Raw genomic sequence first — 23,059 nt, 5'->3', positions numbered from 1 at the left:
GGCAAACCCGAACTGCAACCCAAAGCAATAGACCTCACCGTCAAAGCCATCGACAACCTCCGCCCCCTCGCCGCAAGAAACCCCACCTACCGACCGCAACTCGCTGACTGGATCATGTCACCCGCCTCTGCGCTCCTCGTCGCCACCTGTCAGAAGCCGCGCGCGATCCCACTGATACAGGAAGCGATCGACATCTACGCTGCCCTCAACCAGAGCGACCCTGTCACGTACGGGCCGAAGCTTACCCAGGCCCGGCAGCGACTCGCCGAGCTCCAGTGAAGCGGCCTGCTTGCGCGGGCATCGGCCCTCACGATCTCCTTCTCGACGGCGTCTGAAACGGTTCAACCGCCGCCGGCAGTGCGGGCCCGAGTGGCTCGCACCCGCCCGATTCCCGTTGGCACGGATCACGTCGAGGTCAGCGGGCGACACTCTCGGCCAGGTATTCCTCCCAGGTCCGCTTGCCCACCGCCCGGTCGGGTGCGGTCAGGGCGCCGGAACGGAAGCCTGCCCCGATCTTCCCCGGGATGAAGACCGGCAGGACGCGACGGCGCTTACCCGCCGCGCGCAGCCAGTCCTTGGCCAGCCGGTCGGCCGTGTACACCGTGGGCCCGGCAAGGTCCGCCACCCTCCCCCAGCCGCCGGCCGGGAGTGCCCCCTTGCCCGGCTCGCCCAGGGCCAACTCGACCAGCCGGTCCGCTACTTCGCCCTGGTCCACGGGCTGGCAATCGGTGCCGGTCGGCACGATGACCACGGGCAGCTTCGACAGGACCCCGAAAGCCATGTTCAGCAGCTCGGGAAACTGGGTGGCGCGCAGATTGGTCCAGCCGATCCCCGAGGCCTCCAGCAGCCGCTCGCACTCCAGCTTGATCCGGTAATAGGGGTACGGGATACGGTCGATCCCGACGATCGAGATGTTGACGATGTGCTCGACCCCGGAGCGCCTCGCGGCCTCCAGCAAGTGGTGGAAGGCCGGGATGTCGTTCTTGAAGTGCCGGATATCGCTCGCGCAGTGGATGACCGTGCGGACCCCGGCGAACGCCTCGTCCAGTCCGGTGCCGGCCGCCAGGTCACCGGTGAACCAGGCCACCTCCGGGTCGTCCGGCAGCGTGGCCCCGCGGGTGAGGGCCCGCAGTGGCAGCCCGGTGCGGCGCGCCCGGTCCAGCACCTCTCGGCCGAGCACACCTGTCGCACCGGTCACCATGATCGCGTCGTTCTTCATCAGCCACAGCCTCTCTCGTATTGCCGTCACCGATAAAGAACCGACGACTCACGAGTTCTGTGACAGCCCCGGCAGCTGATTCGCCAGAAAGGCCAGTTTGTCCGGGTTTCGGAGGATTCGGATGCCGGTGATCCCGGCCTCGCCGACCTCCAGCGCACCGAACGAGGTCAGCTCGCCGTCCTCCCAGCCGAGCACCACCGGACTGCCGTTCGCCTCGACGATCTCGATCCGCACCCCGTTCGCCCACCGGGCGAACATACCCGCCAGGAACCGGGCTACCATCTCCCGCCCGACGACCGGCCGCCGCGCCGCACTCACCTTGCCGCCGCCGTCCGACCACGCGACCACCTGGTCGGCGAGCAACGCCTCCAACTGCGACATCGCCCCCTCCGCCGCCGCCTCCAGGAACCGGGCCAGCAGCTCGCCACCCAGCGTCGGCGAGGAGGCGAACCTCGGCCGGTCGTCCGTCAGGTGCTGCTTGGCCCTGCGGTACAGCTGCCGCGCGTTCGCCTCCGAGCAGTCGAGCACGCCCGCGATGTCCCGATGGCTGTAGTCGAAGGCGTCGCGAAGCACCACAGCCGCCCGCTCCGGCGGCGTCAACCGCTCCATCATCACCAGCACCGCCAGCGACACCGCGTCCCGCTGCTCCGCCGTCTCCATGGGCCCCAGTGCCCCGGCGTCGGTCCGCACAGGCTCCGGCAGCCACGGCCCGACGTACTCCTCGCGCTGGGCCCGCGCCGAGGTCAGCCGGTTCAGGCACAGGTTGGTGAGCACCTTTGCCAGCCACCGCGCCGGCGCTACGACTTGGCCCGGCTCGGCCCCGTGCCACCGCAGATAGGCATCCTGCACGGCGTCCTCCGCCTCTGCCGCCGACCCGAGCATCCGGTACGCCAACGAGAACAGCTGGGGCCGGTAGGCCTCGAACTCTTGCGCCTTGTGCATGGAGCGTTTTCCAACCTCGCGCTGATGAGCGGTGAAGGATGAGGATGGCCTTCACCACGTCGGTAATCCGGTTGTGCTGCAGCGGAGCCTCGTGGGAGACGCCACCCTTTGAGGGTGGTCATGGCCCGTCCGCCGAGGCAGCTTATCTTGGCGTGGGTGGTGTGGTGACGGCGCGGCCGCCTCGTGAGGCGGCGGCCGCGAAGCGGTACCTGGACGGGACTGCCGGCGCCTTGGTATGTCTTGTCCGCCAAGGGCGACGCGGTCACGTTCTATGACATGGGCCCCTACTACGAGATCTGGCAGAACGACCGCAACACCGGCCGGCCGCTCATCATCCAGGACGGCAACCTGCGGTTCGTGCAGGGCGCCACCCCGGGCAAGTTCAACCTCCAGGACTCCACCTGGGACTGACCGGCCCGCCAGCAACGACGGAGCCCCGCGGCAGCTCGCCGCGGGGCTCCGTCGTCCTTGCCCTACAGACCGGCAGCCACGGCGCATCCGCCGCGCACCGCACCGGTTCCAACCCCGTGTCCCGACTCACCACAGTGGCCATCTATCGGTGATAGTCACAGCTGGCAGCCTCGATGCCCACGTTCGGCGTGTGCCGGCACGAGGAACAGTGGCCTGGTGCCGGATCGCCGGCCGGGCCGCTGTCAGCTGATGTCGAACCGGATCGAGTACTTCGTGGTGCAGGAGCTGTTGAACCCGCCCGAGTACTTGCAGATGTAGTACTCGACGTACCCCGACGTGTTGCCCTTCAGAGTGGACGGCGAGTACCACCACGTCTTGCCCTGGCCGCTTCCGCTGCCCGCCGACATCACGAACGAGTCACTCGCCACCTGCTCGCCGCCGGGAATGTGCACCGTCCAGTTCAGCTGCACCGAGTGGCTGTCGGCCGCCGTGTCGGCGACCAGGGTCTGCAGACCCAGGTTCGAGTTGGTGGCGTACGTCATCAGCGTGGCGTTGCCGTAGCTCGCGGTCACATGGCCCGTGTACTCCGTCGCGGCGGTCGCGTCTCCGGCCGTCACCATCGCCAGCGCGGCGGCCGCGGGAACGGCGACCTTGGCTATGCGACCAAAGGAAATCTTCTTCACGCCAGTCTCTTCTCTCGTCCGTGGAGCCGAATTATCGGTCAACTGCCGCAGACACCCAGCAGCTGACCACGGGAGCGGGCCGCGCTTTCGTGGCCGACATGGACGATGCTGGCACTGCCCCTTAACAGAGCGATAACACCTCATTAACGCGCTTACTAACCTGCTCACAGCCCGGTTGGCTCGGGAAGCTCTCCGAGGGTGACCAGGCGGACGGCGGCGCTTACGACGTCGCCGGGGGTGAGCACCTGGGCGCGCAGGCGAGCCCGTTCGGCAAGCGCCGCGCCGTCGGCCGCAAAGGAGCGCAGCAGGTCGCGGTCGGGATCATCGGTGGCGCGGGGGCCGTCGCCCCGGACCTCCTGCCACTGGATCAGCGCTTCCACTGCGGGCTGCTCGGCTCGCTGGCAGCCGGCCACCCATTTGGACGCGGGGCCCGCACCGCACGCTATCCGGTGTAAGCAGGGTGCCCGGGCCCGGGCCTCTATATGAAGCCCACGGGCGGTCTGTCGAACCAGGATTTACGTTCGACCGCGGCAGTGCCGTGCCGAGCGCCATGATGACGTGGTGGAGATAGCTCGCCTGGTGCTCGACTTCATCAAGGTTCTGGCCTGGCCCCTCGTCACAGTCTTCGCGGCACACGTCTTCAGGGCCGACATCCAGCGTCTGTTTCTGCGGGTGCGAACGCTGAGTGCGCCCGGCATCGATGCCGAGTTCTCGGAAGAAGTAGCCGAGACGAACGCTGAGGTTGAAGCTGCCGTGCGCCGAGGGGAGGAAGCCGGCAGTGCCTCAGACAACTTGGGGGTGCACGCTCCGCGGCGGCTGGGGCGCGGCGGGCCTACCTTGGACTCTCTGCTCGCAACAGCAGCCACCAATCCCGATATGGCGATCATGGGCTCGTGGCGAGCCCTGGAACAGGTGATTTATGACGTGACACAGAGCGTTCTTGACACTGACCAGTCCGCGCGAGCGGCGACCATGCTCAGAGCGTTGAACCTTCCGCCCTACATCAAGGATGCTCTCGACCGTCTGCGGCGTGTCCGCAACGAAGTGACGCACGAACGAGGCGGCTCAGCGAGCCCGGGCACAGCCGCGGACTACGTCCACAGCTGTGACGCCATGGCGGTGTGGCTGGAGCGCCACGGCCCGGACCTCCTGCTGAGACCATAGGACTCGTCCGAGCCCGCGCCGGCCGCTCCCGGGTCGAACCCCGCCGCCGAACCCGGCACCTGGTCCTGGGACTGCTCGTGGACAAGCTGTCCCCCGCGGCGGTGCCGCTGCACGCCTGGGCTAGGTTCGGCAGATGACCAAGAAGACAGAAGGAACCGGCCCGCTTGACGATCAGGAATTCGCAACGTTCCGTGACCTGCTGCGCCGCTACCTGGCACACGAACTGGACCAGTGGGAACTCCTGCGAACCGACACCCCCTACGGGACGGCCTACCTCCACATGTCACGCGCACTGCCCCCAGGCACCACCAAGGAGATGTACCGTCACATCTGACACACCACTCCCCTCCGCAGCCCCTTCCCACCCCCGGGCCGGCCTGCCCGTGCCCAGCACCCCAGTCACCCTCACGACGAGAAGATCACGCTCCTCACCGCGCACGGCCACACCGGATACGGCGGACCGGGGGAGGTCAGCACACGCTGCCAGCTCCATGCCGCACCCCTGGGCAGTCCCACCAAAGTGAGCACCGCCTACGCCACAGGCCCAAGCGGGGTCTCACGAGGAACTCAATGCATCCCGTGCGCGCTCCGTAGCAGCCGCCGACACCATCCCCAGGCTCGCAGGGACACGTAGCCGCACGACCGGCGACTCACCCCCGGAGAAGCGGAGACCTGCTGTGGCAGCCCTGCCCCGGGGCCACCGCCCCCGACACGAAGCCGCCCTCCCCTCCCCTGGCGCCGCCGCTCGCCGCCGCCCTACCCTCGCCCCTATGACGATGGTGATCGAAACGCGAAAGCCACCCGCGGGTCCTCCCTCCAAGCCGCCGCCCGGACGCCCCCCTTCAGCCCCAGGGCCGGACAAAAACCCGCCCGTCCCCCCGATGCCTCCGAGCCCGGACGCCTGACCGCGAGTGGTGGCTATGCACGTGGAACACATCGGCTGGGAGCAGCTGCCCGCCGAGGCTCGCGCGGCGGTGGACGGCCGGGTCGGAGCGGGGTATGAGAAGGCCGACATGTCCACGGGGGACAGCTCCGGCATCGCCACCCTGCTCTTCCTCCCTGACGGTTCGAAGGTCTTCGTCAAGGGTCTGCCCCTCGGGCACGAGCGGGCCGAGGAGCTGGAGAGGGAGGCGTGCGTCAGCCCCCATCTGCCCGACTACGCGCCCAAAGTGCTGTGGCAGGTGGACGCGGGGGGCTGGCGGCTCCTCGGGATCGAGGGCGTCACCGCCACCCCCTGGGCGGACTTCACCACCGACGGCGACCACCTGGAGCGGGTGGCGCAGGTGCTGCGGGACTTGAGTACCCGCCCGGCACCCGACGTCGGACTGATGACGGCCTGGGACCGGTGGGGGCATTACTGCGAGCCCGGGGACGAACCCCTGCTGACCGGCCAGACCCTGTTGCACGCGGACCCGGCGGCGACCAACTTCCTGATCGGCCACGACCGGACGTGGCTGGTCGACTGGGCGTGGGCGGCCCGGGGACCGGCATGGGCTGATGCGGCCCTGTGGGGCTTCCGGCTCGTCCTGGACGGACGACAGACCCCCGAGGAGGCAGCGGCGTGGGCACTGACCATTCCCGCCCTCGCTGGCGCCCCCCGTGCGGCGGTGCACATCCTCACCGAGGCAGAGGCAAGGTCATGGGAGGACTGGAAAACGTACGGTGTGGAGGGAATCGAACGGACCGTCACCGCTGCCCGCCAGTGGGCCGACTTCTGGGACTGAGGGCGAACAGATGGGACGACGGCGACCCCCTACGTGGAGCCGTTGCGTCACATGGCAGGTAGCGCCTGGAGCGCAACGCCGACTTCGGCACCTGTCTCGTGGACGCCTTCGAGCCGAACGGCCACCGCCCCCACAACGTCGTCGGCAACGCATGGGAATGGTGCGCCGGCGCCTGGAGTTCGGGCCCCGCCGTTACGACGGGGCCCGAGAAGGTGATCCGGGGCGGACCCCACGGATCAGGCGGTGCGTCGGTGTGTCAGAGGACGTTGACCGCGCTCCAGGCCGCGGCCACGGTGGCGTACTCGGGGCTGGTCGCGCCGTAGAAGTCCTTCGCCGCGTTCAGGGTCGCGGTGCGGGCGCCCTTGTAGTCCGTGGTGGAGGTCATGTAGACGGTCAGCGCCCGGTACCAGATGGCGGAGGCCTTCTGGTTGCCGATGCCGGTGACGGTGGAGCCGTTGTACGTCGGGCTGTTGTAGCTGATGCCGTTGATCGTCTTGGCGCCGCTGCCCTCGCTGGCGAGGTAGAACCAGTGGTTGCCGACGCCCGAGGAGTTGTGCACGTCCAGCCGGCCGACGGACTTCGACCAGTAGTCGGCGGAGCGGCCGTCCAGGGACGGCTTGTCGAAGCGGCGCAGCCACGGCGGGGTGGACTGGTCGCTGAAGAGGTAGTCGGGGGTGTCGACCGGGTTGTTGGCGTACCACTCGACCATGGTGCCGAGGATGTCGCTGGTGGCCTCGTTCAGGCCGCCGGACTCACCGCTGTAGCGCAGGTTGGCGGTGGCCGAGGTGACGCCGTGGGTCATCTCGTGGCCCATGGTGTCGAGGTCGACCTGCTCGGGGTCGGTGGTGCCGTTGCCGTCGCCGGTCATCATGCAGAAGCAGGCGTCCGACCACTGGGCGTTGTCCCAGTTGGTGCCGACGTGGACGAAGACGGTGGCGCCGCGGCCGTCGTTCTTGATGCCGTTGCGGCCGAAGGTGCTCTTGTAGTAGTCGTACGTCTTCGCGGTGTTGGCGTGCGCGTCGACCGCGGCGGTGGAACGGTCGGTGGAGAACTTCCGGCCGTCGCCCCAGATGTTGTCGGCGTCGGTGAACAGCGTGCCCGAGGAGCTGTTCAGGGACGAGGAAGACGCGTTGCGCGCATCCTTGGTGATGTGCTTGCGGGTCGGGTCGATCAGGGCGAAAGTGCCGTCCGCCTGCTGGGTGGTGTCGAGGGTGATGTCACCGGTGTACTCGGAGTGGCCGGTGCCGGTCGCCTCATGCTCGACGTCGTAGTTCTCGATCGCGGCGCCGGTGGTGGCGTCGGTGACGAATACCTCGCCGTGCGGCTGTCCCTTGTCGCCCAGACCCTGCACCGTGGTGCGCCAGGCCAGGCGGGGGGTGCCGTCGGCGGCCCACACGATCAGCTCGGGGGTGGACTTGGCGTTGCCGACCAGTCCCTGCGAGTGCTTCAGGGCTCCGGCCGCAGCACCCTTGGAGTCGAGGGTGGGAGTGACGGACTTGGGCGCCACCCGGTGGGCCTTGGCGTGGGTGGATCCCGTGAGCGAGCCGTCGGCCTTCTGGTGGACGACGAAGTCGCCGCCGACGACGGGCAGGTCCTGGTAGGTCCGCTCGAAGCGGACGTGCTGGGTGCCGTTGGCGTCGATCACGACATCCTTGACGTGGAGCGTCTGCCCCGCCCCGAATCCGAAGGTGTCGGCGTGGCGGGTCACGTTTGCCGTGGCGTGGGATATCGCCGTGTCGCGGACGGAGGTTGCGTGCTGCACCGCATGGGGCTGCGAGTGCGCCGGTATGGCCATCGCACCTGCGGTGATGACACCGGCGGCGACCATCGTGGAAAGGGCAAGGAGGGAACGGGGCATGACGGGGTGTTTCCTTCGCTCGTCGTGGGGGTGACGACGTCCGTGGACGTTGACGCGAAGTGTTCACCAGGTGACATGTTCCTGACGTGATCCCATGTGGGATACAACTGCGGAGCTATAGGGGGTGGGGAATCGCAGCCCGGCCGGTCACCTGTCCGCGCCGAGGGCGAACTCCTCGCCGCCGGCCTCCCACCAGGCCAGGTACTGCGGCCGCTGCCGCACCAGCGCCAAATACCCGGCCAACAGACGCTCGCTCACCGCGTCGGCGAGCTGGGGCGGCACCGATTCCGTGTTCCAGGCCAGTTGCAGCCGCCGGTGGAACGGGACGTCCACAAGCGGCCGCTGCACGGTGCCCGGGGCAGGGACGTCGGCGGTCGGCCACACACCGCAGACGGCACGCCGGCCGGCGACCAGGATCTGCGCCACGGACAGGTCCGGCGTCACGTGCGCGATGTGCGGAGTGAATCCCGCCGACTGACAGGTGAGATGGAGGTACGCGTGCACACCGCTCTCGTCGGCCTCCGGCATGACCCACTCCTCGCCCCTCAGTTCGTGCAGGCTGACCCTCTCCTGGCGGGCCAGCGGGTGGTCCTCGGAGAGCAGGACGAAGACCGGCTCACGCAGCAGCGTGCGCGTCGCCACCGACTCGCCGACCGGAAGAGGGAAACCCGGGAACTCGCCGAACACCGCGATGTCGCATTTCGACCGGCTCAGCATTTTCACCAGGGTGTGCACGGAACGGCGGGCATCGGTGGTGAGCCGGCGTTCCGGGACGAGTTCGAAGAGGGCGGAGATCAGCAGCGGCGCCAGGGGGCCGGCGGTTCCGCCCGCGCGCAGCGGCGCGGCAGCCTCCGTGTCCGCCTCGGCGGCCGAACGCGCGTGCTCGCGCAGCCGGTCGAAGCCGACCACGAGGTCACGTGCGCAGCGCAGGACGTACTGACCGTTCTCGTTCGGCTTCACCCCCTCGGCGCTGCGGATGAAGAGGGGGCCGCCCAGCTCGTGCTCGATCCGCTTCAGCTGAGCGCTCGTGGCCGGCTGGGAGAGCTGCAGCCGTGCGGCGGCTCCGCGGATGCTGCCGGCCTCGGCGACGGTGAGCAGGACACGGAGGTGACGGAACTCGAGGTGCATGAACATTCCCCGCTCAGCGCGGAGAGCCCTTGCACCCCCCGTGACCAGCAGTACCAGCTGCCCGGGGGCATGGTGACCAAGAGTCTGACGGACCTGTCGGGGCGGCAACCACGGGACGGCAAAATCTGCGGGCGAACGCCACGGTCCTGCGTCCCTGCCCTCCAGCGGCTCCGGCGGTCCTCAGGAGGGCAGGTTCTGCTCCGCCCAGACCACCTTGCCGGTCACGGTGCGGCAGGAGCCCCATCGGCGGCAAAGCATGTTGATGAGCTGGAGGCCCCGGCCGCCCTCGTCGCTGAGATCCGCGTGCTGGATCTGGGGCAGGTCCGGGCCCGTGTCCGAGACCTCCACAACGAGTCGCTCACCGCGCAGCAGCCGGAGCCGGCCGGGTCCGTTGCCGTAGCGCAGGGCGTTGCCGACGAGTTCGGAGACGACGAGTTCGCAGACGTCGGCGAGCTCTGTCAGATCCCACGCGGCGAGCTGGTTGGTGACCAGGCCCCGGGCGACGGACGCCGCACGCCCTTCCTGCGGCAGCTGCCACTCGCGCAGGCCCGTGGGGGCGGGAGAGGCGATCGTCGCGACGAGCAGCACGGCCTCGTCGAAACGGGCAGTGCCAGCGGGGGCGCTCCCGATCAGGCCGCCGCCTTCCAGAGCCTCCGGTGCCAGACCACGCGCCGCCGAGCGCAGGCGTTCCAACTGGTGGTCCAGGTCCGCATGCCGGGACTTCACCAGACCGTCCGTGTACATGACCAGATGGCCGCCTGCCTGGACTTTCAGGCGGATCGGGTCGTACGGAATCACTCCCGCGCCGAGCGGCGCGCCGATGGGCAGGTCCACGAACTCGGCGGAACCCCGCCCGTCGAGGAGCAGCGGTGGCAGGTGCCCGGCGCTGGCCAGCGTGTAGGTGGAGTCGGCCGGGTCGAAGACAGCGCAGAGGAAGGTGGCGACCTGCTCGTCCTCCAGGTCACGCGTGGCGAGGTCGAGCCGGGCCAGGACGCGCTCCGGAGCCATGTCCAGGGTCATCAAAGTGCGAGCCACCGCCCGCAGACGCCCCATGGTCGCGGCCGCGGGCAGCCCGTGCCCCATGACGTCGCCCACCATGAGGGCCGTACGTCCGCCGGGCAGGGCCATGACGTCGTACCAGTCCCCGCCCACACCGTGGTGGGCCGTCGAGGGCGCGTACTCGGCCTGCACACGCAGCCCCGGCGTCACCGGGGTCGCGCGCGGCAGCAGCGAGCGTTGCAACGAGATGACGTGCTCGCGCTCGCGCCCGTACAGCCGGGCGTTGTCGATGTAGACGGCGGCCTGGGAGGCCAGGTGTTCCGCCAGTGCGAGGTCGGTGGAGGAGAACGGTGGTGTTCCGGGGCCGCGTACGAAGTCAGCGCTGCCGAGCAGCAGCCCGCGGGCGATCAGCGGCACGGCAAGATAGCTGTGCACTCCGGCGGCACGCATCTTCGCCGCGGCACTCTCCGTCGGCGCGACCTTGATGAAGTCGTCGCTCCGCATCCGGCTCACCATCACCGGCTTGCCCTGCCGCAGACAGTACCGGTGGAGCAACGTCTCGTGCGCCTGCTCCGTGCGGACGAAGGTCTCGCCCACCGGAGTGGGCTCCAGGGCGGACAGCTCTTCGATGGCGCACAGCGCCGTGGCCCGCATGAGCGGGACGCCCCTACCCGTCCACCGTGAGCCCTCCTCGCCCCGCAGGACGCTCTCCAGGATGTCGACAGCGGCCCCGTCGGCGAAGCCGGGCACCGTGAACTCGGCCAGCTCCTGGGCGGTGCGCTCCAGATCCAGAGTCGTGCCGATCCTGGAGCCGGCGGAGTTCAGCCAGGCGAGCCTATCGCGCGTGGTGATCCGGTCGAGGGGGACCTCGCCGGCGCTCCGGCCGAGCCGCCTGCGGGCACCGGCCGACCGGTGCGCCGCGGCCCCCTTCCCCGCCGAGGCACGGCTGGCCAGGCGCCGCCTCCCTTTGCCGCCATTCACTCTTTCGACCTCCCGACAGGACCTCGATCCCTGCTGGTGCCCAGCATGCACCTCTTCCCGGCCAATTGGGCCGATGCCGGCCGGACAGCCGGACAGGAGTTCGGCCGCTACGGCGCGGCGCGCGGGAAGGTCACGGACCTCGGCGTGCAGGCACAGCCACCGGACGGGATCCCCGATCATCAGCCGGGCCGCAGCATCCGACCCGTATAAGGAGACGCGTGCTCCGTACCCGCTACGCCCAAGAGGCCCGCCGTCGTCGGCGCGGTGACGGTGCCTGTGACGCAGCAGATACCGTCGATCGCCCGTTCACCGGATCCGGCGCTCATCGTGCGCACAACCCCCACCGGTGCCCGTCCGCGAGGGCCCTCGCCGTCCTCCGCCAGGTGAACGACTGCCAACACCGCGCATGAACGGCGTCGGCGTTCCGGGACGTCGTCCCGACCGGCCCCCGGCGGTGGGGTGGGGAGTGAGCGTGACCCGACTCGGCAGAGGCAGGCACCGGCAGCCGGGGTGCTGCGCCCAAGAGTACGGCCGCCGTCCGCCCTGCAGCGGGGCCTGATGGCAGCGGGCCCGTCGCCGGTGCGGAATGCGGTGGGCCCAGGTGCCCGGCCGCAGGACGCACCGCTCGCACCGCCCGCCCCCCACCCCGCTCCCATCGCCTCGTGGCCTGATCTAGGCGTACCGGAATGTCCGGACAAGGCAGGTCCAACTGGGAAGTGACATGGGAAGCTTGACCACCTTTTGGATCTTGGAAGGGACTCCCATGCCACGACTTTCCCCTCGCCGTGACCGTTTCGCGCCACGACAACGCCTCCGTCGGCTGACACACCTGGTCACCGCTGGTGCAGCCCTGGGTGCGGTACTGCTCGCACCCGGCCCCGCCGCGGCCAGCGGGACGACCTTCACCGACGCCTTCCACAACCTCGGGCCCGCGACGAAGGCCGACTGGATGAAGGACCTCGCGGGCAGCACCTGGCTGGCGGCGCTCTCCCTGCCCGGCACCCATGACACCCTCTCCGTCCACGGAGAGGCCATGACGGAGACGCAGGAGAACTTCGGCGACAGCGCGAACACGCTCACAGCGCAGTTGGAGCGGGGCATCCGTGCCATCGACCTGCGGGTCCGTGTCACCGAGAACCGGTACTTCACGGTCCATCACGGAAAGGTCTACCAGAAGGCGAACTTCGACGACGTACTGACAAAGGCCCAGGACTTCCTGGGCAAGCACCGCAACGAGACACTCGTCATGCGCCTGAAGGCCGAATGCTCGCGCGGGGGCGAGAGCGTGGGCATAGGCGACTGCGAGAACGACCCCAAGACCGTCGACAGCGCGAAGATCGAATCGATCTTCAAGGACTACGTGTCCCGCTACCCCAATCTCTTCTACCGCCCGTCGGTCGACGGGAAAACGGGAGTTCCCCGTCTCTCGCAGGTCCGGGGCAAGATCGTGCTGGGCAGCTTCGACCACGTCGACGGCCAGTCCGGGATCAACTCCTTCAACAGCCACCAGGAAGACCACTGGAAGCCGTCGAACATCCCCGAGAAGTTCGACCTCGTCAAGGCGAACCTCGAACAGGCCGTCCGCGACGGCAGCGGTGAGATGTACGTGACGTACACATCCGCGTCGACGGTCCCCGACCTGTCCCCCGCCATGTTCGCGGGCGGATACGGGTGGCACAACAACCAGCCCGCCGTCGCCGGCGTCAACGTCCGGCTGATGCAGTACCTCAACAACGGCGGGGGCAACGGCCACCTCGGGATCGTCATGATGGACTTTCCCGGCTGGGCCCTGGTGGACAACATCATCGCCCGCAACCAGGGCAATGCCGTCACGGACGGCCACCAAGCGATCTGGCTGGTCAACGCCGACAAGACCTACGTCGACACCAAGTACGGCCGCTGCATGGTGCGGGGGCCCGAGTTCGACAGTTCCAAGACCGGCGGTCTGGTCACCCAGCGCACGTGTCAGCCCAAGGCGCCCGGCAGCCACCAGTGGGGCGTCGAGAAGCCCCCGTACGACGGCAAGGGCTACTACCAGATCAAGTCCAGCAACGGCTCGTGCCTGACGGTCCCCTACAACAACGGCACCCCGCCGTCGGCCGGGACCCAGCTGTTCTGGTGGGGATGCGAGACCCGCTGGTTCTCGGGCAGCCAGCTCTGGAACGTCATCCCCACTCCGGTCGAAGTCAACGGTGAGCGCAGGACGGCCTACAAGTTCATCAACAACTGGACAGGGCAGTGCCTGTCGGTGGACCCGTCCACCGCCTCCACCTCGGGCGGCAAAGTGACCCAGGACACCTGCCCCAAGTAACACCCGTACCGGGACGCAGGGGCGGCGTCGAACCTGACCCCTGCCCCGGCACGGAAACAGCAAAGCGCCGCTGAAGTCGGCGCCCGTGAGCACGGCACCGCATAGGTTCACCCTCTCCAGGCACAAGCCACGCAGCTCGACGTCAGCCAAGTCGGGCCGGGCGTCAGAGGGGTCGGCGCTCCACCGATGGGTGCCGGCGCCCGGTATCAGCCGGTGTTCGTGGGCCGGGTGGTGGCGACGCTGATTCACCTGCGTTGCCGAACGAGCGGTATACGGCGTGCTGTTTGCCGGGCGCTGCCGTCGATGACGGCAGCGCCCCAGTGCGAAGAAGCCCGGGGCGCTTTGGTAAACCAGGTGCAGTTGGCCTCCTGCACAGTGAGCGCCTGCGGTCACCAGTAGAGCGCGCAGATGGGCAGCCGCGGCCAGTGTGTTCCGCGACGGGTTTCACCAACGCGGAACACACTGGGCGCAGCGCTGATCAGGATTGTCGCGTCCCGCGGGTGCGGGTTGCGCGGCAATCAGGTGGTCAGATGCCGGGGCCCAGGCCGGTGAAGATCCGGCTCTTGACGCCCTCGGTCTTGAGGTCGAAGGTCTTGTCGATGCCGCCGGAGTCGTTGGCCAGCCACACGCCGTTGACGGTGACTTCGGTGGGCAGGCCGAAGAGGCTGCCGTCCACCTTGACCAGGGCCGTGCCGGTCACGCCCCCGAGCTCCGGCCACCAGTGCTGGACCTTGATCTCCGCACCGATCCCGAGGCGGGTCTCCTGCGTCCAGCGGATGGCCAGGGCGCCCATGCACCAGCCGGCCTGGAACCCGCCGTTGTTGTGGAAGAGGCGGACCTTCTTCAGATCGCCGATGTCATCGATCGACAAGCGGTAGTGGCCCCACGAGCCCTGCTCGAAGTCGTCGCCCGGGTTGTCCAGCTCGATCGCCGGGCTGGTGCCCTTCTCACCGATCAATTGGATCTTCACGGCCGCGTCGGTCCCGGCGTCCCGGATGTTGGCCGTGTGGATGTCCACGTCATAAGTGATCTTCTCGGACACGCAAGTCCTCCAACCAAAGGCTTCACTTGGTGATCGAACAATGACGCTAGGCGACCATCGTTCGGGGTGACCAGAGAGGATCACGCCATCCTCACCCCCCCTGCCCAGCACGGAGCGGATCGTCGACTGCGCCCTCGCAGCACCGCGATCCGGTGCGTCATCCACTCACCGACGTCGGACGCCGTCCACTCCCCCAGGCAGGCACTCGCGAGCGCCGAGAACCGCCCCGCCACCCGCGTCGGTCCCCGATCGTCTCCGGCCGGAACCGCGCGGGGCAGGGTCGGCTCGAGCACGACAATGCCCTGGCCGAGTCGTTCTTCCAGAGCCTCAAGCACGAGTTGCTCCACGGGAGGCGCTGGACCTCGAAGGCGCAGACCCGCCTCGAGTTGTTCCGCTGGCTCTCGTACGACAACCGGCGCCGCCATCACTCCGCCCTCGGCTGCCTCACACCAACCGAGTTCGAACAACAACTCACCACGTCACATACGCTGCCACTCGTCGCATGAAACCCGGTGTCCATCCCGAGGATCAACCTCAAACCCAGCCATGCCCCGCCGCAAGGACCCGCAACGCCTCCCAGCACTCCGACCGCAACCGCACTCCCGCGCCCTTCCACCCGCCCCTCTATGACGAGCGAAGAAGAGACGTCACCCGGGGTGGAGAAGATCAAGAAGATCTCGTCGTGGGCGGCCATTCTGTTTGCTCCCACGTTGGTGGGGACGATTTACGGGATGAACTTCGAGAACATACCGGAGTTGAAATGGGCGGCCGGGTACCCGTTCGCAATTCTGCTGATGGCGGGGGCGTGTGTGAGCCTGTACTTCATCTTCAAGCGGCGGGACTGGCTGTAGGTATCACGCCAGAGCACACCGACCCGCACCTGGTCGCCGCCTTCGACCCGCTCACCCCCGACCCCGGCCGCGACCCGAACGCCACCTACAAGCAGCTGCAGCGCCTGCTCGACCAGCCCGTCAACGCCCTGCCCAAGAGCCGGCGCCCCGCCCAGCACGTGTGGCACCTGTCCGTACGCGCAGCCCCCGAGGACCCCATCCTGTCCGACGAGGACTGGGCCGCCATCGCCCGCCGCATGGTCGCCGCCACCGGCATCGCCCCCGACAGCGACAACGCCGCCTGCCGGTGGGCGGCGATCCGCCACGCGGATGACCACATCCACATCATCGCCACCCTGGTACGCGACGACGGCCGCCGCCCCCGTCGGCACAACGAAGCCCGCCGCGCCCAGGCCGAGGCCCGCCGCATCGAAGCCGACTACGGGCTGCGCCGTGTCACACCCGGCGACGGCACCGCCGCCCAACGCCCCACCAGCGCCGAACGCCGCAAGGCCGAGCGCCAGGGCCGGGATCGCCCACCGCAGGAGCAACTGCGCGAGACCGTCCGCCAGGCCGTGGCCGGCACCGCTGGCGAGGCGGAGTTCTTCGGCAGGCTCCAGGCCGCCGGGCTCCTGGTCCAGCAGCGCATCGCGCCCTCCGGCGACCACACGAGGACGGCGCCCCCGTCTTCTACTCAGGCTCCAAGCTCTCCCCCCGACCTGTCCCTGCCACGCGTGCGCAAACGATTCGCCATGGACCCCAGCGCCAAGCACGAGCACCCCACCTCCCGGGGCACCGCCCGGCCGACCAGGCCGGTATCGGCTCCGGCCACCGCCCGACGCATCGCCACCCACACCACCTGGATCACCCTGCTCACCCTCGACCAGGACGGTGACGGCGCGGCGGCTGCCCGTATCGCGGCCACCGGCGAGATCCTCGACAGCCTCGCCCAGACCAGCCCCGCCCCCATCCGCCAGCAGCTACGCGAGGCAACCTGGGCATTCGAGCGTGCCAACCGCTCCCACACCCGGGAGCAATACCGGCACGCCCAGGCCCTGCGCCGCGCCGCCCGCGACCTCCGCTACGGCGGACCGGGGCGAGGACGGCGCGATCACCGCGATGCTGATCGACACCCTGTTCTTCCTCGCCACCGCCGCCGCCCACCTGCGCGCCGCCTACACCATCGCGGCCAAGGAGCCGATGGCCCGGCTGCGGGAACAGGGCCGCCGCCTGGCCCTGCCCGTACAAGACTGGTCCGCCGCCCTCCTGCGGGCCGCCGCACCCGAGATCGCCGAGCAGGCAATCAGCGAGGCGGGCTGGCCCGCGCTCGCCGCCACCCTCACCCACGCCTACCAAGCCGGACACAACCCACAAACCCTGCTCGCGAAAGCCATCACCCAGCGGGAACTGGACACCGCCGGGTCCCTCAGCGAGGTCCTCGTCTGGCACCTGCGCCACCTCACCGGCCTACCCGCCGATGCCGCTTCGGGTCGGCGTCCCCAGGTCCCGACCGCGCCCACCCAGCAGGCCCGTCCAGCAAAGGGCGCACCGTCCGCAAACGCCACGACATCAAGACGCGGCAGGTAGGACCAGGTCCCGCTGGAGTGGCCAGCCGATGTAACACCGAGCGGCCGGGTCGGCCATGACCCGGCCGCTCGTGGCACGAAGTTGCCGATGCGCGAGGAATCGCGCGGAGACCAGGTCTACCGTCGAACCTGGACCAGGGCGCGCGTGCCGCTCGTACGCCAAGCCCCGCCGCCCCGTTCCAGAGCATCCAGGGTCTTCTGCTCCAGCCCCACGATGACGTCGGACTTCAGTGTGCGCAGCGCCGCGACAGCCCCGGGGAAGTACGCCGTGAGGTCGGCGAACGGCGTCATCACGTCCCACATCCGGTCACCCACCAGCCGACGGTAGTTGAGGTCGCCTTTCAGGACGGTCAGCGAGACGGCCGCAAACTGTTCCCGCAGGTCCTCCGGCATCCCCTCGTACGGCAGCGGGGCGCAGAAGAACGGGTGGGCGCGGACCTCCAGACACCCGTTCGCCATGGCGTCCCAGAGGCGCCCACCAATCCCACCGGCTTCGCCAGGCGCCTCGGCCAAGCGGCGGAGGCAGTCGACAACGTCCGCCGTCATCGCGTCGGAGACGAAGTACGGGCGCGGCTTGACGTGGAGCACGATCCTCTCGGCGTGCCGGTGCAGGAGGAGGTGGTCGATGAGGATCAGGTCCGGGATCAGCTCGCGCCCCGCGTTGTCCGCCACCACGGCGACCGTCGTGCTGGCTCCGGCGGGCAGCAGCTGCCACAGCACGGCGCCGTCGTCGACCACCAGGCCGCCGGTAGCGTCGCCGGGCGCTGCCTCCCCCTCCGTGACTCGGAATCCGAGGTCCGCGCGGTTGCCCCAGAGCGAGGCGTGAAGCAGGGCCCTGGCCCGCTCGTCGGGTGGCACGTCGGCGAGTGCGTCCAGGGCCCGTAGTTCCTCGTCCACCGCCGCGCCGCGCAGTTCGGCCCGCTTGAAGGGGGCGAAGGGATCGATTCCCTGCCACGGGCCCGTACCGAAGTACTCGATGGCACCGAGGAGCCTGCGGTAGAAGTAGCTCTCCGCCCACAGGAACGGGGCGTCAAACCACGGTCGTCCGAAGTACTCCCGCCCCCAGTCTGCCCACTGCGCGTGATCGTGCTCCGAGGGAACGAGCGGTTCGACGACGCCGCGGGTGATCTCGTCCAGCAGGGCGTCGAGGGCCTCATGCTGGCGACGGCCGTACGGGAAGGCGTCTCGCACCTGCTGGATCAAGGCGGGATGCCGTTTGGCCAGGACACCCCAGGCGAACGAGCCGGGCTGATTGCTCAAGATGACCGGTGCGTCACGTCCGGCGGCCGGGCCGGAGCGATTGGCGATGCCGTCGTCGGGGGTGCGGGAAGTCTTCTCTGTCATGGTGTCCAAGCCCTTCGCTTGTCGCTCACGCGTCCATAATCTTCAGGGCCACGACGCCGTTGATCAGCTCCGTCCCCGCACCCTCGACGTGAGCAGCAAGTCGAGGACGCGACCTGCGGCCATAATTCCCGTCTTCCGTCAGGCGACGTTCAACAGTTCGCCGAGGTCGTCACGGCCACGCGTGTCGTCTGGGAGGACCTGGTACAGGGCCAGGGCTCGGGTCTGGGTGAGTCCGTTGCGGTAGGAGGCCGGGAGGCCGCCGTAAGCGCGAGCCGCGACGTGCACGGCCGCTTCCCGATCGCCGTCGTGGGCGAGGCAGGACGCGTGGTCGATCGCGATCAGCGCCCGTGTCATCAGCGACGGTGCCCGCGACAGCTCCAGGGCGGCGGCCTGCGCCTCGTACGCGCGCCGGGTGTCTCCCAGGTGGGTGAGGGCCTGGCTCATGTGGACCTGGTGTTTCTGCATCGGGTAGCCGAACCAGGTGTCGGCGTGCTGCTGTGGGCTGAGCCGGTCGGCGAGGCGTTCGACGTCCGTAACGGCGATGCGGGCCTTGTCGCCGTCGCCGCCGATCGCGTACGCCCGTGCGGCAACGGCGGCTGCGAGGGCGGCGGCCGCGCTGGGGGTTTCCCCGGCCAGATGCCTGGCCTGGTCGGCGAGTTTCGCGGCGGCGGCCGGGGCGCCGTAGTTCAGCGGCACCATGGCCTCGCGGCCCAGTACCCAGGCGTGCAGGAGCTGGTCCCCGGACTGCTGGGCGGCCCGTCCGGCGGTCGCGAACCAGCGGTGGGCCTCGCGATGGTTGCCGAGATCGTGCAGGACGATCGCGAGCATGCCCGCCATCTGCCCGGTGACATGGCACAGCTGGCTGCGGCTCTTGTCGGTCCGAGCCTGGAAGAGGAGGGGCTTCATCTCCTCCAGGTCGTCCTGGAGGTTCGCCAGGACCTCGGCCGGAGCCTGGCCGTGGTAGCCGTAGCCGTATCGCTCGGCGGTCGACTCCCAGTAGCCGAGATCGGGATGGGTGTGGTCGGCGGCAAGGGCTGCGTCGATATCGGTGCGGGTGGACGTTAAAGCGGCGAGCCCGGTACCTGCCAGACCGGCAGCGAGCGCGCCGCGCATCACATCGCGGCGCTTCATGGGATCGTCTCCATCTCCTTGATCTTGCATGGGAGTTACCGGGGTCTCGGTCTCCCATGGCCTTGCGGCCAAGCCTAGGTCCGCGCCCTGGATTCTGAGCCCGTCCGCGATCCGCTCCAGGACAGGCAGGGAGGTCACGTCGGCGTTTCCGCGCGCGATCTGACTGACCCGTTCGGCGTGGATGCCGCACGCTTCGCTGATCTTGTTAAAGCTCAGCTCGCCCGCGTCATGGGCCAGTGCGAACAGCGTGCTGATGTCGCGCCGCGCCAGAGCCTCGGTGAAGCGGGGATCGCGCCGCAGGGCTGCGGGCAGAGGTCCCGGCGGCGTCCGAAGTGCCATGCCTACCCCCTCGGTTGGCGACACCCCCACGGAATGTACCCATCGTGGGGGTCCCTTCCATGGGGTTACCGCGCCGCTGGTGCCGTCCTTAACTGAACGTGCCTGCCCGGTCTACACGACGTCGAACGTCGAGATCTGGGCGCCCCGTTGGCCTGGCGGCCGAAAACGTCCTGTCCCTGTGTCCGGCCGCCCCGATACCGAGAGCCGGTGACCTCGCGATGCACGCCGCAGGAACAGGAAGAAACAGCATCCTCCCGAAGGCGACCCAAAGCCCCGCAGTCGGCTCGGTGCTCCAGGTCAGCTCGGCCCCGGCGGTGCGAGTCCTGGTGAGCATGGTGGTTTTGCTGGAGCAGGACATCTCCTACGACCACGGGGTGGAACAGGCCCGGATCGGGGTGGACGTCGTACTCGCCGACGGAAACACCCAACGGGCCGAACTCGTCTTGAACCCGCCCCAGATGTACGCAACCTCGGCGCAGCTACAGCGGGCCATCCGAGCCCGCGAGGGCGCCCGCTCGATCGGCGACCGGTGATGGGCCGCCACCGGTTACAGGTCGACAGCGACGTAGTGGCCGCTGTCGGCTGGTGGAGCGCGATCCTCACCCGGCTCGCGCTGCTCGGCCTGTCCACCGAGAACGAGGTGAGCCACGACGTGTCCGACGGCCGGACCGCCGTAACCAGGCCGGATACGGCCGCCACCCCGGACGGTGGCGTCGGCGCCGGCACCTAGACCGCTCCGGCATCCGGCCCTGGGGATGTGCCGCCGGGTGCTGGAGCACCAGACCGCCGCCCTGCGGGCGGCGCGGGTGGCCCCTGCTCGGCCGCCCTGCCGTTCCCGCCCCGCCGCGCCCATCGGCTCGGGCCGCGGGGCGGGAACGGCCCCTTGCCCCCGGTGATGCCCCTTCGCAGAGGCAGAACAGGAGATCAGCATGGATACCGGACAGCCCGTCATCGAACGCTCGTCTGCCCGAACGGCGTGGGAGAAGACCGAACCGTCCTCGTCCCCGCTACGGCCGACCCTGTCCACGACAGCAGGCGGGCCGTGAAGTGGACCGGAACTGCCGCGCGCCGAGGGGCGCGACAGCGTCACGGAGGCGGGCAGACCGGTCGGTGGTACCGCGCCGCGCGGGCTGGCGTACGAACCGCAAGATCCTTCTCCGCCCCGGAAAACACGAAATCCCCAGTAGCAAACCGCCACCGGGAACTCGCCCCACCCTAGGACAACTCGAAGATCGTGTGTCCCAGACGCGCACAACCACCACCGAAAGCGAGGGCAGCATCGCCCGTCGCCGGCGCCAGAGAACGCGTTGTGCATCGAGGCCGAGTCTGCCCCTCAGCAGGCGACACGGGTGCCACGATGGGCTGCGCGACGACGATCGGCGGTGAGGTCCATGGCCGAGTTCGAGTCTGTCCGCGCGTGCGGCGAACATGGACTTCGCCAAAGCCGCATGATTCGTCCGGCACGAGGAGAACCTCGAAGCAGTCTGGATGACAGCGTTCCCTCGGGCGCCCAACAGACAGGAGCAGCACTGCAGTGGGCAGGACTGAGTACTACAACGACCCCAAGGCCCCCAGGGCCAACACCCTGATCCCCTCCAGCAACTTGCTCGTCGTGAACGAGGAGGGCGCAGTCCTCCTGCAACGACGCCGCGACACAGGCCAGTGGGCCCTGCCCGGAGGCGCCCAGGACATCGGCGAGACCGCAGCGGGGCCCGCGGCCACTTCGCGCATATAGCGGGCCCCGCTCACCACACGCCGACAGGCTTCACCAACGGTCCGCGCGGCAGACGACCGGGGCCAAAAGCCTCGGCTCGCGAAACCGTCGCCCCTCTCACCCGGAACGCCGACCAGCCCCCGGCACCCACAACGCCGCAGACCATAGATCCCAACCGCGGTCCATCCGAGGAAGGCACGGTACGGGCGGGAACGCAACGCGGTGACGACCGGCCGCGCGGGCGTGGCCGCGTCATCGGGGTCTGGCTGGTGAGGGCGTCGGCCGCTTTGCCCGATCAGGGCGTCGAGGCGGGGATGGGCCGTCAGGTAGGGGCGGATCGCGGTCGGTGGCTGGTGCCACGGGCCGGCGCGCCCGCTCGGCAGGCTTCGATCAGGCCGGTCCACATCCGGCGACGCTCTCAGCAAAGCGCCTGGGATCGGCCTTGGCCATGCGCCCAGGCAGTTGACGATCGTCAGTAGTTGAGGGAGGCGATCAGTTCGTCGCGGCCGGACACGCCGGTCTTGCGGAAGACGTTCTTCAGATGCCCGTTGAAGGTATGCAGGGACACGCCCATGAGCCGGGCGATCTGTTGGGGCGTCGCGCCCGAGCAGAGCCGCTCGACGGCCTCGGTCTCACGGACGGTGAGACTGTGCCAAGCGGCATACGCAGGCAGCAGCAGCGCCCCTGTCGCTTCCTGGAGGACCACCGCGACCTCGCCTTGACCGCTCTCGTCCAGGCATTGGGCGTGCACGGCGATCCTGCGGCCGAGAAACGCTGCCGGGCTCAAGGCAAGCGCCGGCGGAGCTCCTGGGTCGAGGGTGTGACGGCGCGCCGCCAGGACGATCTCGCGCATCGACACCTCGGGCATCCACCGTGGCGCCAGGCCCTGTTCCGGATGGATCTGCTCCAGCCATGAGCGCGCCTGCGCGCTGATGGAGCGCACCTGGTCGTCGGAGCCGACCAGGACAACGCCAGGAGGCAGAAACCGGGAGGGCGCGCGGGGAGCCGGGCTTGTGGTGGCGTACCCCCTCAGCAGGGCGATGAGCGGCTCGGTGAGCTGGGACAGTTGCCGCGCGTCGTCCTGGTCGAAGGGCCGCGTGCTCTTCTCGCGGAGGAGGGCGAGCAGGCCCCAGGGCCGCGTCAGCCCTTCACGCAGCATCAGGCGCAGTTCGCTTCCGGCACCGTGGGCGTGCAGGGTTCGTGTCGCCTGGCGGTGCCCGGCACCGGAGCGGTCGACGCCGAGTATCCCCGTGGAGGTGGGAAGCCGGGTGATGTCCGCCGGACCGAACGGATCGCCGCCACCGTAGAAGTCGGTCAGCTGCGCGTCCAGCAGCGTCGCGGGAAAGCCGTGGAGGAACCCGTAGGAGACAGCTCCCGTGGCGGGGTTGGTGCCGAACAGACGCAGCGCATCGTGCGCGATGCGAGGACCGATCACCCGCGAGACCAGCTCGGCCAGCTCGTCTTGCACGAACCGTTCCCCAACCGCCCCGCGCAGACAGTGCGCCGGGCGACTCATATCCCTCATCACCAGTCAGCCCTTTACTGGCACCTCGTGGATGACCACCCGGCGGCGGGCCCGCCAGCGGCCCGGGCAGACCGCCCCGAGAGCGCTCCTGCCCAACCCGCGCCGACCCCAGCGCAGGAACTGCCGTC

Annotated in this window: 21 protein-coding genes and 5 pseudogenes; 14 read left to right on the top strand and 12 right to left on the bottom strand. The window is 69.3% G+C overall.

Going from position 1 to position 23,059, the window contains the following annotated elements; all coding sequences use genetic code 11:
• A partial coding sequence (locus tag IE252_RS35445; RefSeq protein ID WP_229848998.1) for a hypothetical protein occupies positions 1-279 on the top strand: 279 nt, incomplete at its 5' end.
• Positions 280-415: 136 nt separating this feature from the next.
• Here IE252_RS35445 and IE252_RS35440 read toward each other — a convergent pair.
• Together IE252_RS35440 and IE252_RS35435 are read right to left on the bottom strand one after the other, a co-directional pair.
• On the bottom strand, positions 416-1,219 hold the full coding sequence (locus IE252_RS35440; protein WP_190093578.1) for an SDR family oxidoreductase: 804 nt from the start codon (positions 1,217-1,219) through the stop codon (positions 416-418).
• Positions 1,220-1,267: 48 nt separating this feature from the next.
• Complete coding sequence (locus IE252_RS35435; RefSeq protein WP_190093577.1) at positions 1,268-2,161, bottom strand: RNA polymerase sigma-70 factor; 894 nt, start codon at positions 2,159-2,161, stop codon at positions 1,268-1,270.
• A 240-nt stretch (positions 2,162-2,401) separates the two neighbouring features.
• Between IE252_RS35435 and IE252_RS35430 the strand changes: the two genes are divergently transcribed.
• Positions 2,402-2,572, top strand: a complete 171-nt coding sequence (locus IE252_RS35430; protein ID WP_190093576.1) for a hypothetical protein — start codon at positions 2,402-2,404, stop codon at positions 2,570-2,572.
• A 242-nt stretch (positions 2,573-2,814) separates the two neighbouring features.
• Here IE252_RS35430 and IE252_RS35425 read toward each other — a convergent pair whose 3' ends face one another.
• Together IE252_RS35425 and IE252_RS35420 are read right to left on the bottom strand one after the other, a co-directional pair.
• On the bottom strand, positions 2,815-3,255 hold the full coding sequence (locus IE252_RS35425) for a hypothetical protein (RefSeq protein WP_190093575.1): 441 nt from the start codon (positions 3,253-3,255) through the stop codon (positions 2,815-2,817).
• A gap of 164 nt (positions 3,256-3,419) precedes the next feature.
• Positions 3,420-3,635, bottom strand: coding sequence for a hypothetical protein (locus IE252_RS35420; protein ID WP_190093574.1), 216 nt, complete (start codon positions 3,633-3,635; stop codon positions 3,420-3,422).
• A 181-nt stretch (positions 3,636-3,816) separates the two neighbouring features.
• Here IE252_RS35420 and IE252_RS35415 point away from each other — a divergent pair, with 181 nt between their 5' ends.
• The 4 genes from IE252_RS35415 (at position 3,817) to IE252_RS35400 (ending at position 6,466) form a co-directional block, all read left to right on the top strand.
• Entirely contained in the window at positions 3,817-4,419 is a 603-nt protein-coding gene (locus tag IE252_RS35415; protein WP_190093573.1) for a hypothetical protein, read from the top strand.
• A gap of 133 nt (positions 4,420-4,552) precedes the next feature.
• Positions 4,553-4,753 (top strand): hypothetical protein, encoded by a 201-nt coding sequence (locus tag IE252_RS35410; protein ID WP_190093572.1) that lies wholly within the window; start codon positions 4,553-4,555, stop codon positions 4,751-4,753.
• Between the two features lie 586 nt (positions 4,754-5,339).
• Positions 5,340-6,143 (top strand): protein kinase family protein, encoded by an 804-nt coding sequence (locus tag IE252_RS35405; protein WP_190093571.1) that lies wholly within the window; start codon positions 5,340-5,342, stop codon positions 6,141-6,143.
• Between the two features lie 98 nt (positions 6,144-6,241).
• The gene (locus tag IE252_RS35400; protein ID WP_229848997.1) at positions 6,242-6,466 is read left to right on the top strand and encodes an SUMF1/EgtB/PvdO family nonheme iron enzyme; all 225 of its coding nucleotides are present in this window, start codon (positions 6,242-6,244) and stop codon (positions 6,464-6,466) included.
• Here the strand turns inward: IE252_RS35400 and IE252_RS35395 are convergent.
• The 3 genes from IE252_RS35395 to IE252_RS35385 form a co-directional block, all read right to left on the bottom strand.
• Positions 6,400-8,001 (bottom strand): M4 family metallopeptidase, encoded by a 1,602-nt coding sequence (locus tag IE252_RS35395; protein ID WP_190093570.1) that lies wholly within the window; start codon positions 7,999-8,001, stop codon positions 6,400-6,402. The genes IE252_RS35400 and IE252_RS35395 overlap by 67 nt on opposite strands.
• A gap of 147 nt (positions 8,002-8,148) precedes the next feature.
• Complete coding sequence (locus tag IE252_RS35390; protein WP_190093569.1) at positions 8,149-9,129, bottom strand: LysR family transcriptional regulator; 981 nt, start codon at positions 9,127-9,129, stop codon at positions 8,149-8,151.
• Positions 9,130-9,309: 180 nt separating this feature from the next.
• Positions 9,310-11,109 (bottom strand): ATP-binding SpoIIE family protein phosphatase, encoded by a 1,800-nt coding sequence (locus IE252_RS35385; RefSeq protein WP_190093568.1) that lies wholly within the window; start codon positions 11,107-11,109, stop codon positions 9,310-9,312.
• A gap of 763 nt (positions 11,110-11,872) precedes the next feature.
• Between IE252_RS35385 and IE252_RS35380 the strand changes: the two genes are divergently transcribed.
• Positions 11,873-13,420: a phosphatidylinositol-specific phospholipase C domain-containing protein gene (locus IE252_RS35380; protein ID WP_190093567.1), complete on the top strand. Its 1,548-nt coding sequence runs from the start codon at positions 11,873-11,875 to the stop codon at positions 13,418-13,420.
• A 75-nt stretch (positions 13,421-13,495) separates the two neighbouring features.
• On the opposite strand, the pseudogene IE252_RS44395 reads toward IE252_RS35380, so the two are convergent.
• Both IE252_RS44395 and IE252_RS35370 read right to left on the bottom strand, forming a co-directional pair.
• A pseudogene (locus tag IE252_RS44395) lies at positions 13,496-13,669 on the bottom strand (hypothetical protein); the annotation flags it as partial.
• A gap of 277 nt (positions 13,670-13,946) precedes the next feature.
• A complete protein-coding gene (locus tag IE252_RS35370; RefSeq protein WP_190093566.1) occupies positions 13,947-14,462 on the bottom strand; it encodes a PLAT/LH2 domain-containing protein in 516 nt (171 codons plus the stop codon).
• A 290-nt stretch (positions 14,463-14,752) separates the two neighbouring features.
• Here IE252_RS35370 and IE252_RS35365 point away from each other — a divergent pair.
• From IE252_RS35365 to IE252_RS44180, 4 genes and pseudogenes are all read left to right on the top strand, one after another.
• Positions 14,753-14,968: pseudogene (locus IE252_RS35365) on the top strand (integrase core domain-containing protein); the annotation flags it as partial.
• A 153-nt stretch (positions 14,969-15,121) separates the two neighbouring features.
• Positions 15,122-15,313, top strand: a pseudogene (locus tag IE252_RS35360) (CorA family divalent cation transporter); the annotation flags it as partial.
• Positions 15,223-15,681 (top strand): annotated as a pseudogene (locus IE252_RS44390) (hypothetical protein); the annotation flags it as partial. The pseudogenes IE252_RS35360 and IE252_RS44390, both read left to right, overlap by 91 nt.
• 619 nt (positions 15,682-16,300) lie before the next feature.
• Positions 16,301-16,879 carry a hypothetical protein gene (locus IE252_RS44180; RefSeq protein WP_190093564.1) on the top strand — a complete coding sequence of 193 codons (579 nt, stop codon included), beginning with the start codon at positions 16,301-16,303 and terminating at the stop codon, positions 16,877-16,879.
• Between the two features lie 116 nt (positions 16,880-16,995).
• Here the strand turns inward: IE252_RS44180 and IE252_RS35350 are convergent, their stop codons facing one another.
• Both IE252_RS35350 and IE252_RS35345 read right to left on the bottom strand, forming a co-directional pair.
• Positions 16,996-18,222: a damage-control phosphatase ARMT1 family protein gene (locus IE252_RS35350; RefSeq protein WP_190093563.1), complete on the bottom strand. Its 1,227-nt coding sequence runs from the start codon at positions 18,220-18,222 to the stop codon at positions 16,996-16,998.
• 138 nt (positions 18,223-18,360) lie between these two features.
• Positions 18,361-19,692, bottom strand: coding sequence for an NsdA family TPR-like regulatory protein (locus IE252_RS35345; RefSeq protein WP_229848996.1), 1,332 nt, complete (start codon positions 19,690-19,692; stop codon positions 18,361-18,363).
• 332 nt (positions 19,693-20,024) lie between these two features.
• Between IE252_RS35345 and IE252_RS35340 the strand changes: the two genes are divergently transcribed.
• The 3 genes and pseudogenes from IE252_RS35340 to IE252_RS35330 all read left to right on the top strand — a co-directional run.
• Positions 20,025-20,225, top strand: coding sequence for a hypothetical protein (locus IE252_RS35340; RefSeq protein WP_190093562.1), 201 nt, complete (start codon positions 20,025-20,027; stop codon positions 20,223-20,225).
• A 35-nt stretch (positions 20,226-20,260) separates the two neighbouring features.
• Positions 20,261-20,422 carry a hypothetical protein gene (locus IE252_RS35335; RefSeq protein WP_190093561.1) on the top strand — a complete coding sequence of 54 codons (162 nt, stop codon included), beginning with the start codon at positions 20,261-20,263 and terminating at the stop codon, positions 20,420-20,422.
• 804 nt (positions 20,423-21,226) lie between these two features.
• Positions 21,227-21,400 (top strand): annotated as a pseudogene (locus IE252_RS35330) (NUDIX domain-containing protein); the annotation flags it as partial.
• Positions 21,401-21,878: 478 nt separating this feature from the next.
• Here the strand turns inward: IE252_RS35330 and IE252_RS35325 are convergent.
• Positions 21,879-22,874 (bottom strand): helix-turn-helix transcriptional regulator, encoded by a 996-nt coding sequence (locus tag IE252_RS35325; RefSeq protein WP_190093560.1) that lies wholly within the window; start codon positions 22,872-22,874, stop codon positions 21,879-21,881.
• Between the last annotated feature and the right edge of the window lie 185 nt (positions 22,875-23,059).

The sequence above is a fragment of the Streptomyces melanogenes genome (genome assembly GCF_014649795.1).
In the GTDB taxonomy this organism is placed as follows: Bacteria; Actinomycetota; Actinomycetes; order Streptomycetales; family Streptomycetaceae; genus Streptomyces; species Streptomyces noboritoensis.
The sequence above is the reverse complement of the archived record's forward strand: the minus strand, read 5'-3'. Positions and strand labels throughout refer to the sequence as shown.

Bases quoted from the DNA above. Each gene is read 5' to 3' on its own strand.
- IE252_RS35380 (WP_190093567.1), top strand. From the start codon at position 11,873: ATGCCACGACTTTCCCCTCGCCGTGACCGTTTCGCGCCACGACAACGC.
- IE252_RS35440 (WP_190093578.1), bottom strand. From the start codon at position 1,219: ATGAAGAACGACGCGATCATGGTGACCGGTGCGACAGGTGTGCTCGGC.
- IE252_RS35345 (WP_229848996.1), bottom strand. From the start codon at position 19,692: ATGGCACTTCGGACGCCGCCGGGACCTCTGCCCGCAGCCCTGCGGCGC.
- IE252_RS35410 (WP_190093572.1), top strand. From the start codon at position 4,553: ATGACCAAGAAGACAGAAGGAACCGGCCCGCTTGACGATCAGGAATTC.
- IE252_RS35405 (WP_190093571.1), top strand. From the start codon at position 5,340: ATGCACGTGGAACACATCGGCTGGGAGCAGCTGCCCGCCGAGGCTCGC.
- IE252_RS35350 (WP_190093563.1), bottom strand. From the start codon at position 18,222: ATGACAGAGAAGACTTCCCGCACCCCCGACGACGGCATCGCCAATCGC.
- IE252_RS35435 (WP_190093577.1), bottom strand. From the start codon at position 2,161: ATGCACAAGGCGCAAGAGTTCGAGGCCTACCGGCCCCAGCTGTTCTCG.
- IE252_RS35340 (WP_190093562.1), top strand. From the start codon at position 20,025: ATGGTGGTTTTGCTGGAGCAGGACATCTCCTACGACCACGGGGTGGAA.
- IE252_RS35390 (WP_190093569.1), bottom strand. From the start codon at position 9,129: ATGCACCTCGAGTTCCGTCACCTCCGTGTCCTGCTCACCGTCGCCGAG.
- IE252_RS35395 (WP_190093570.1), bottom strand. From the start codon at position 8,001: ATGCCCCGTTCCCTCCTTGCCCTTTCCACGATGGTCGCCGCCGGTGTC.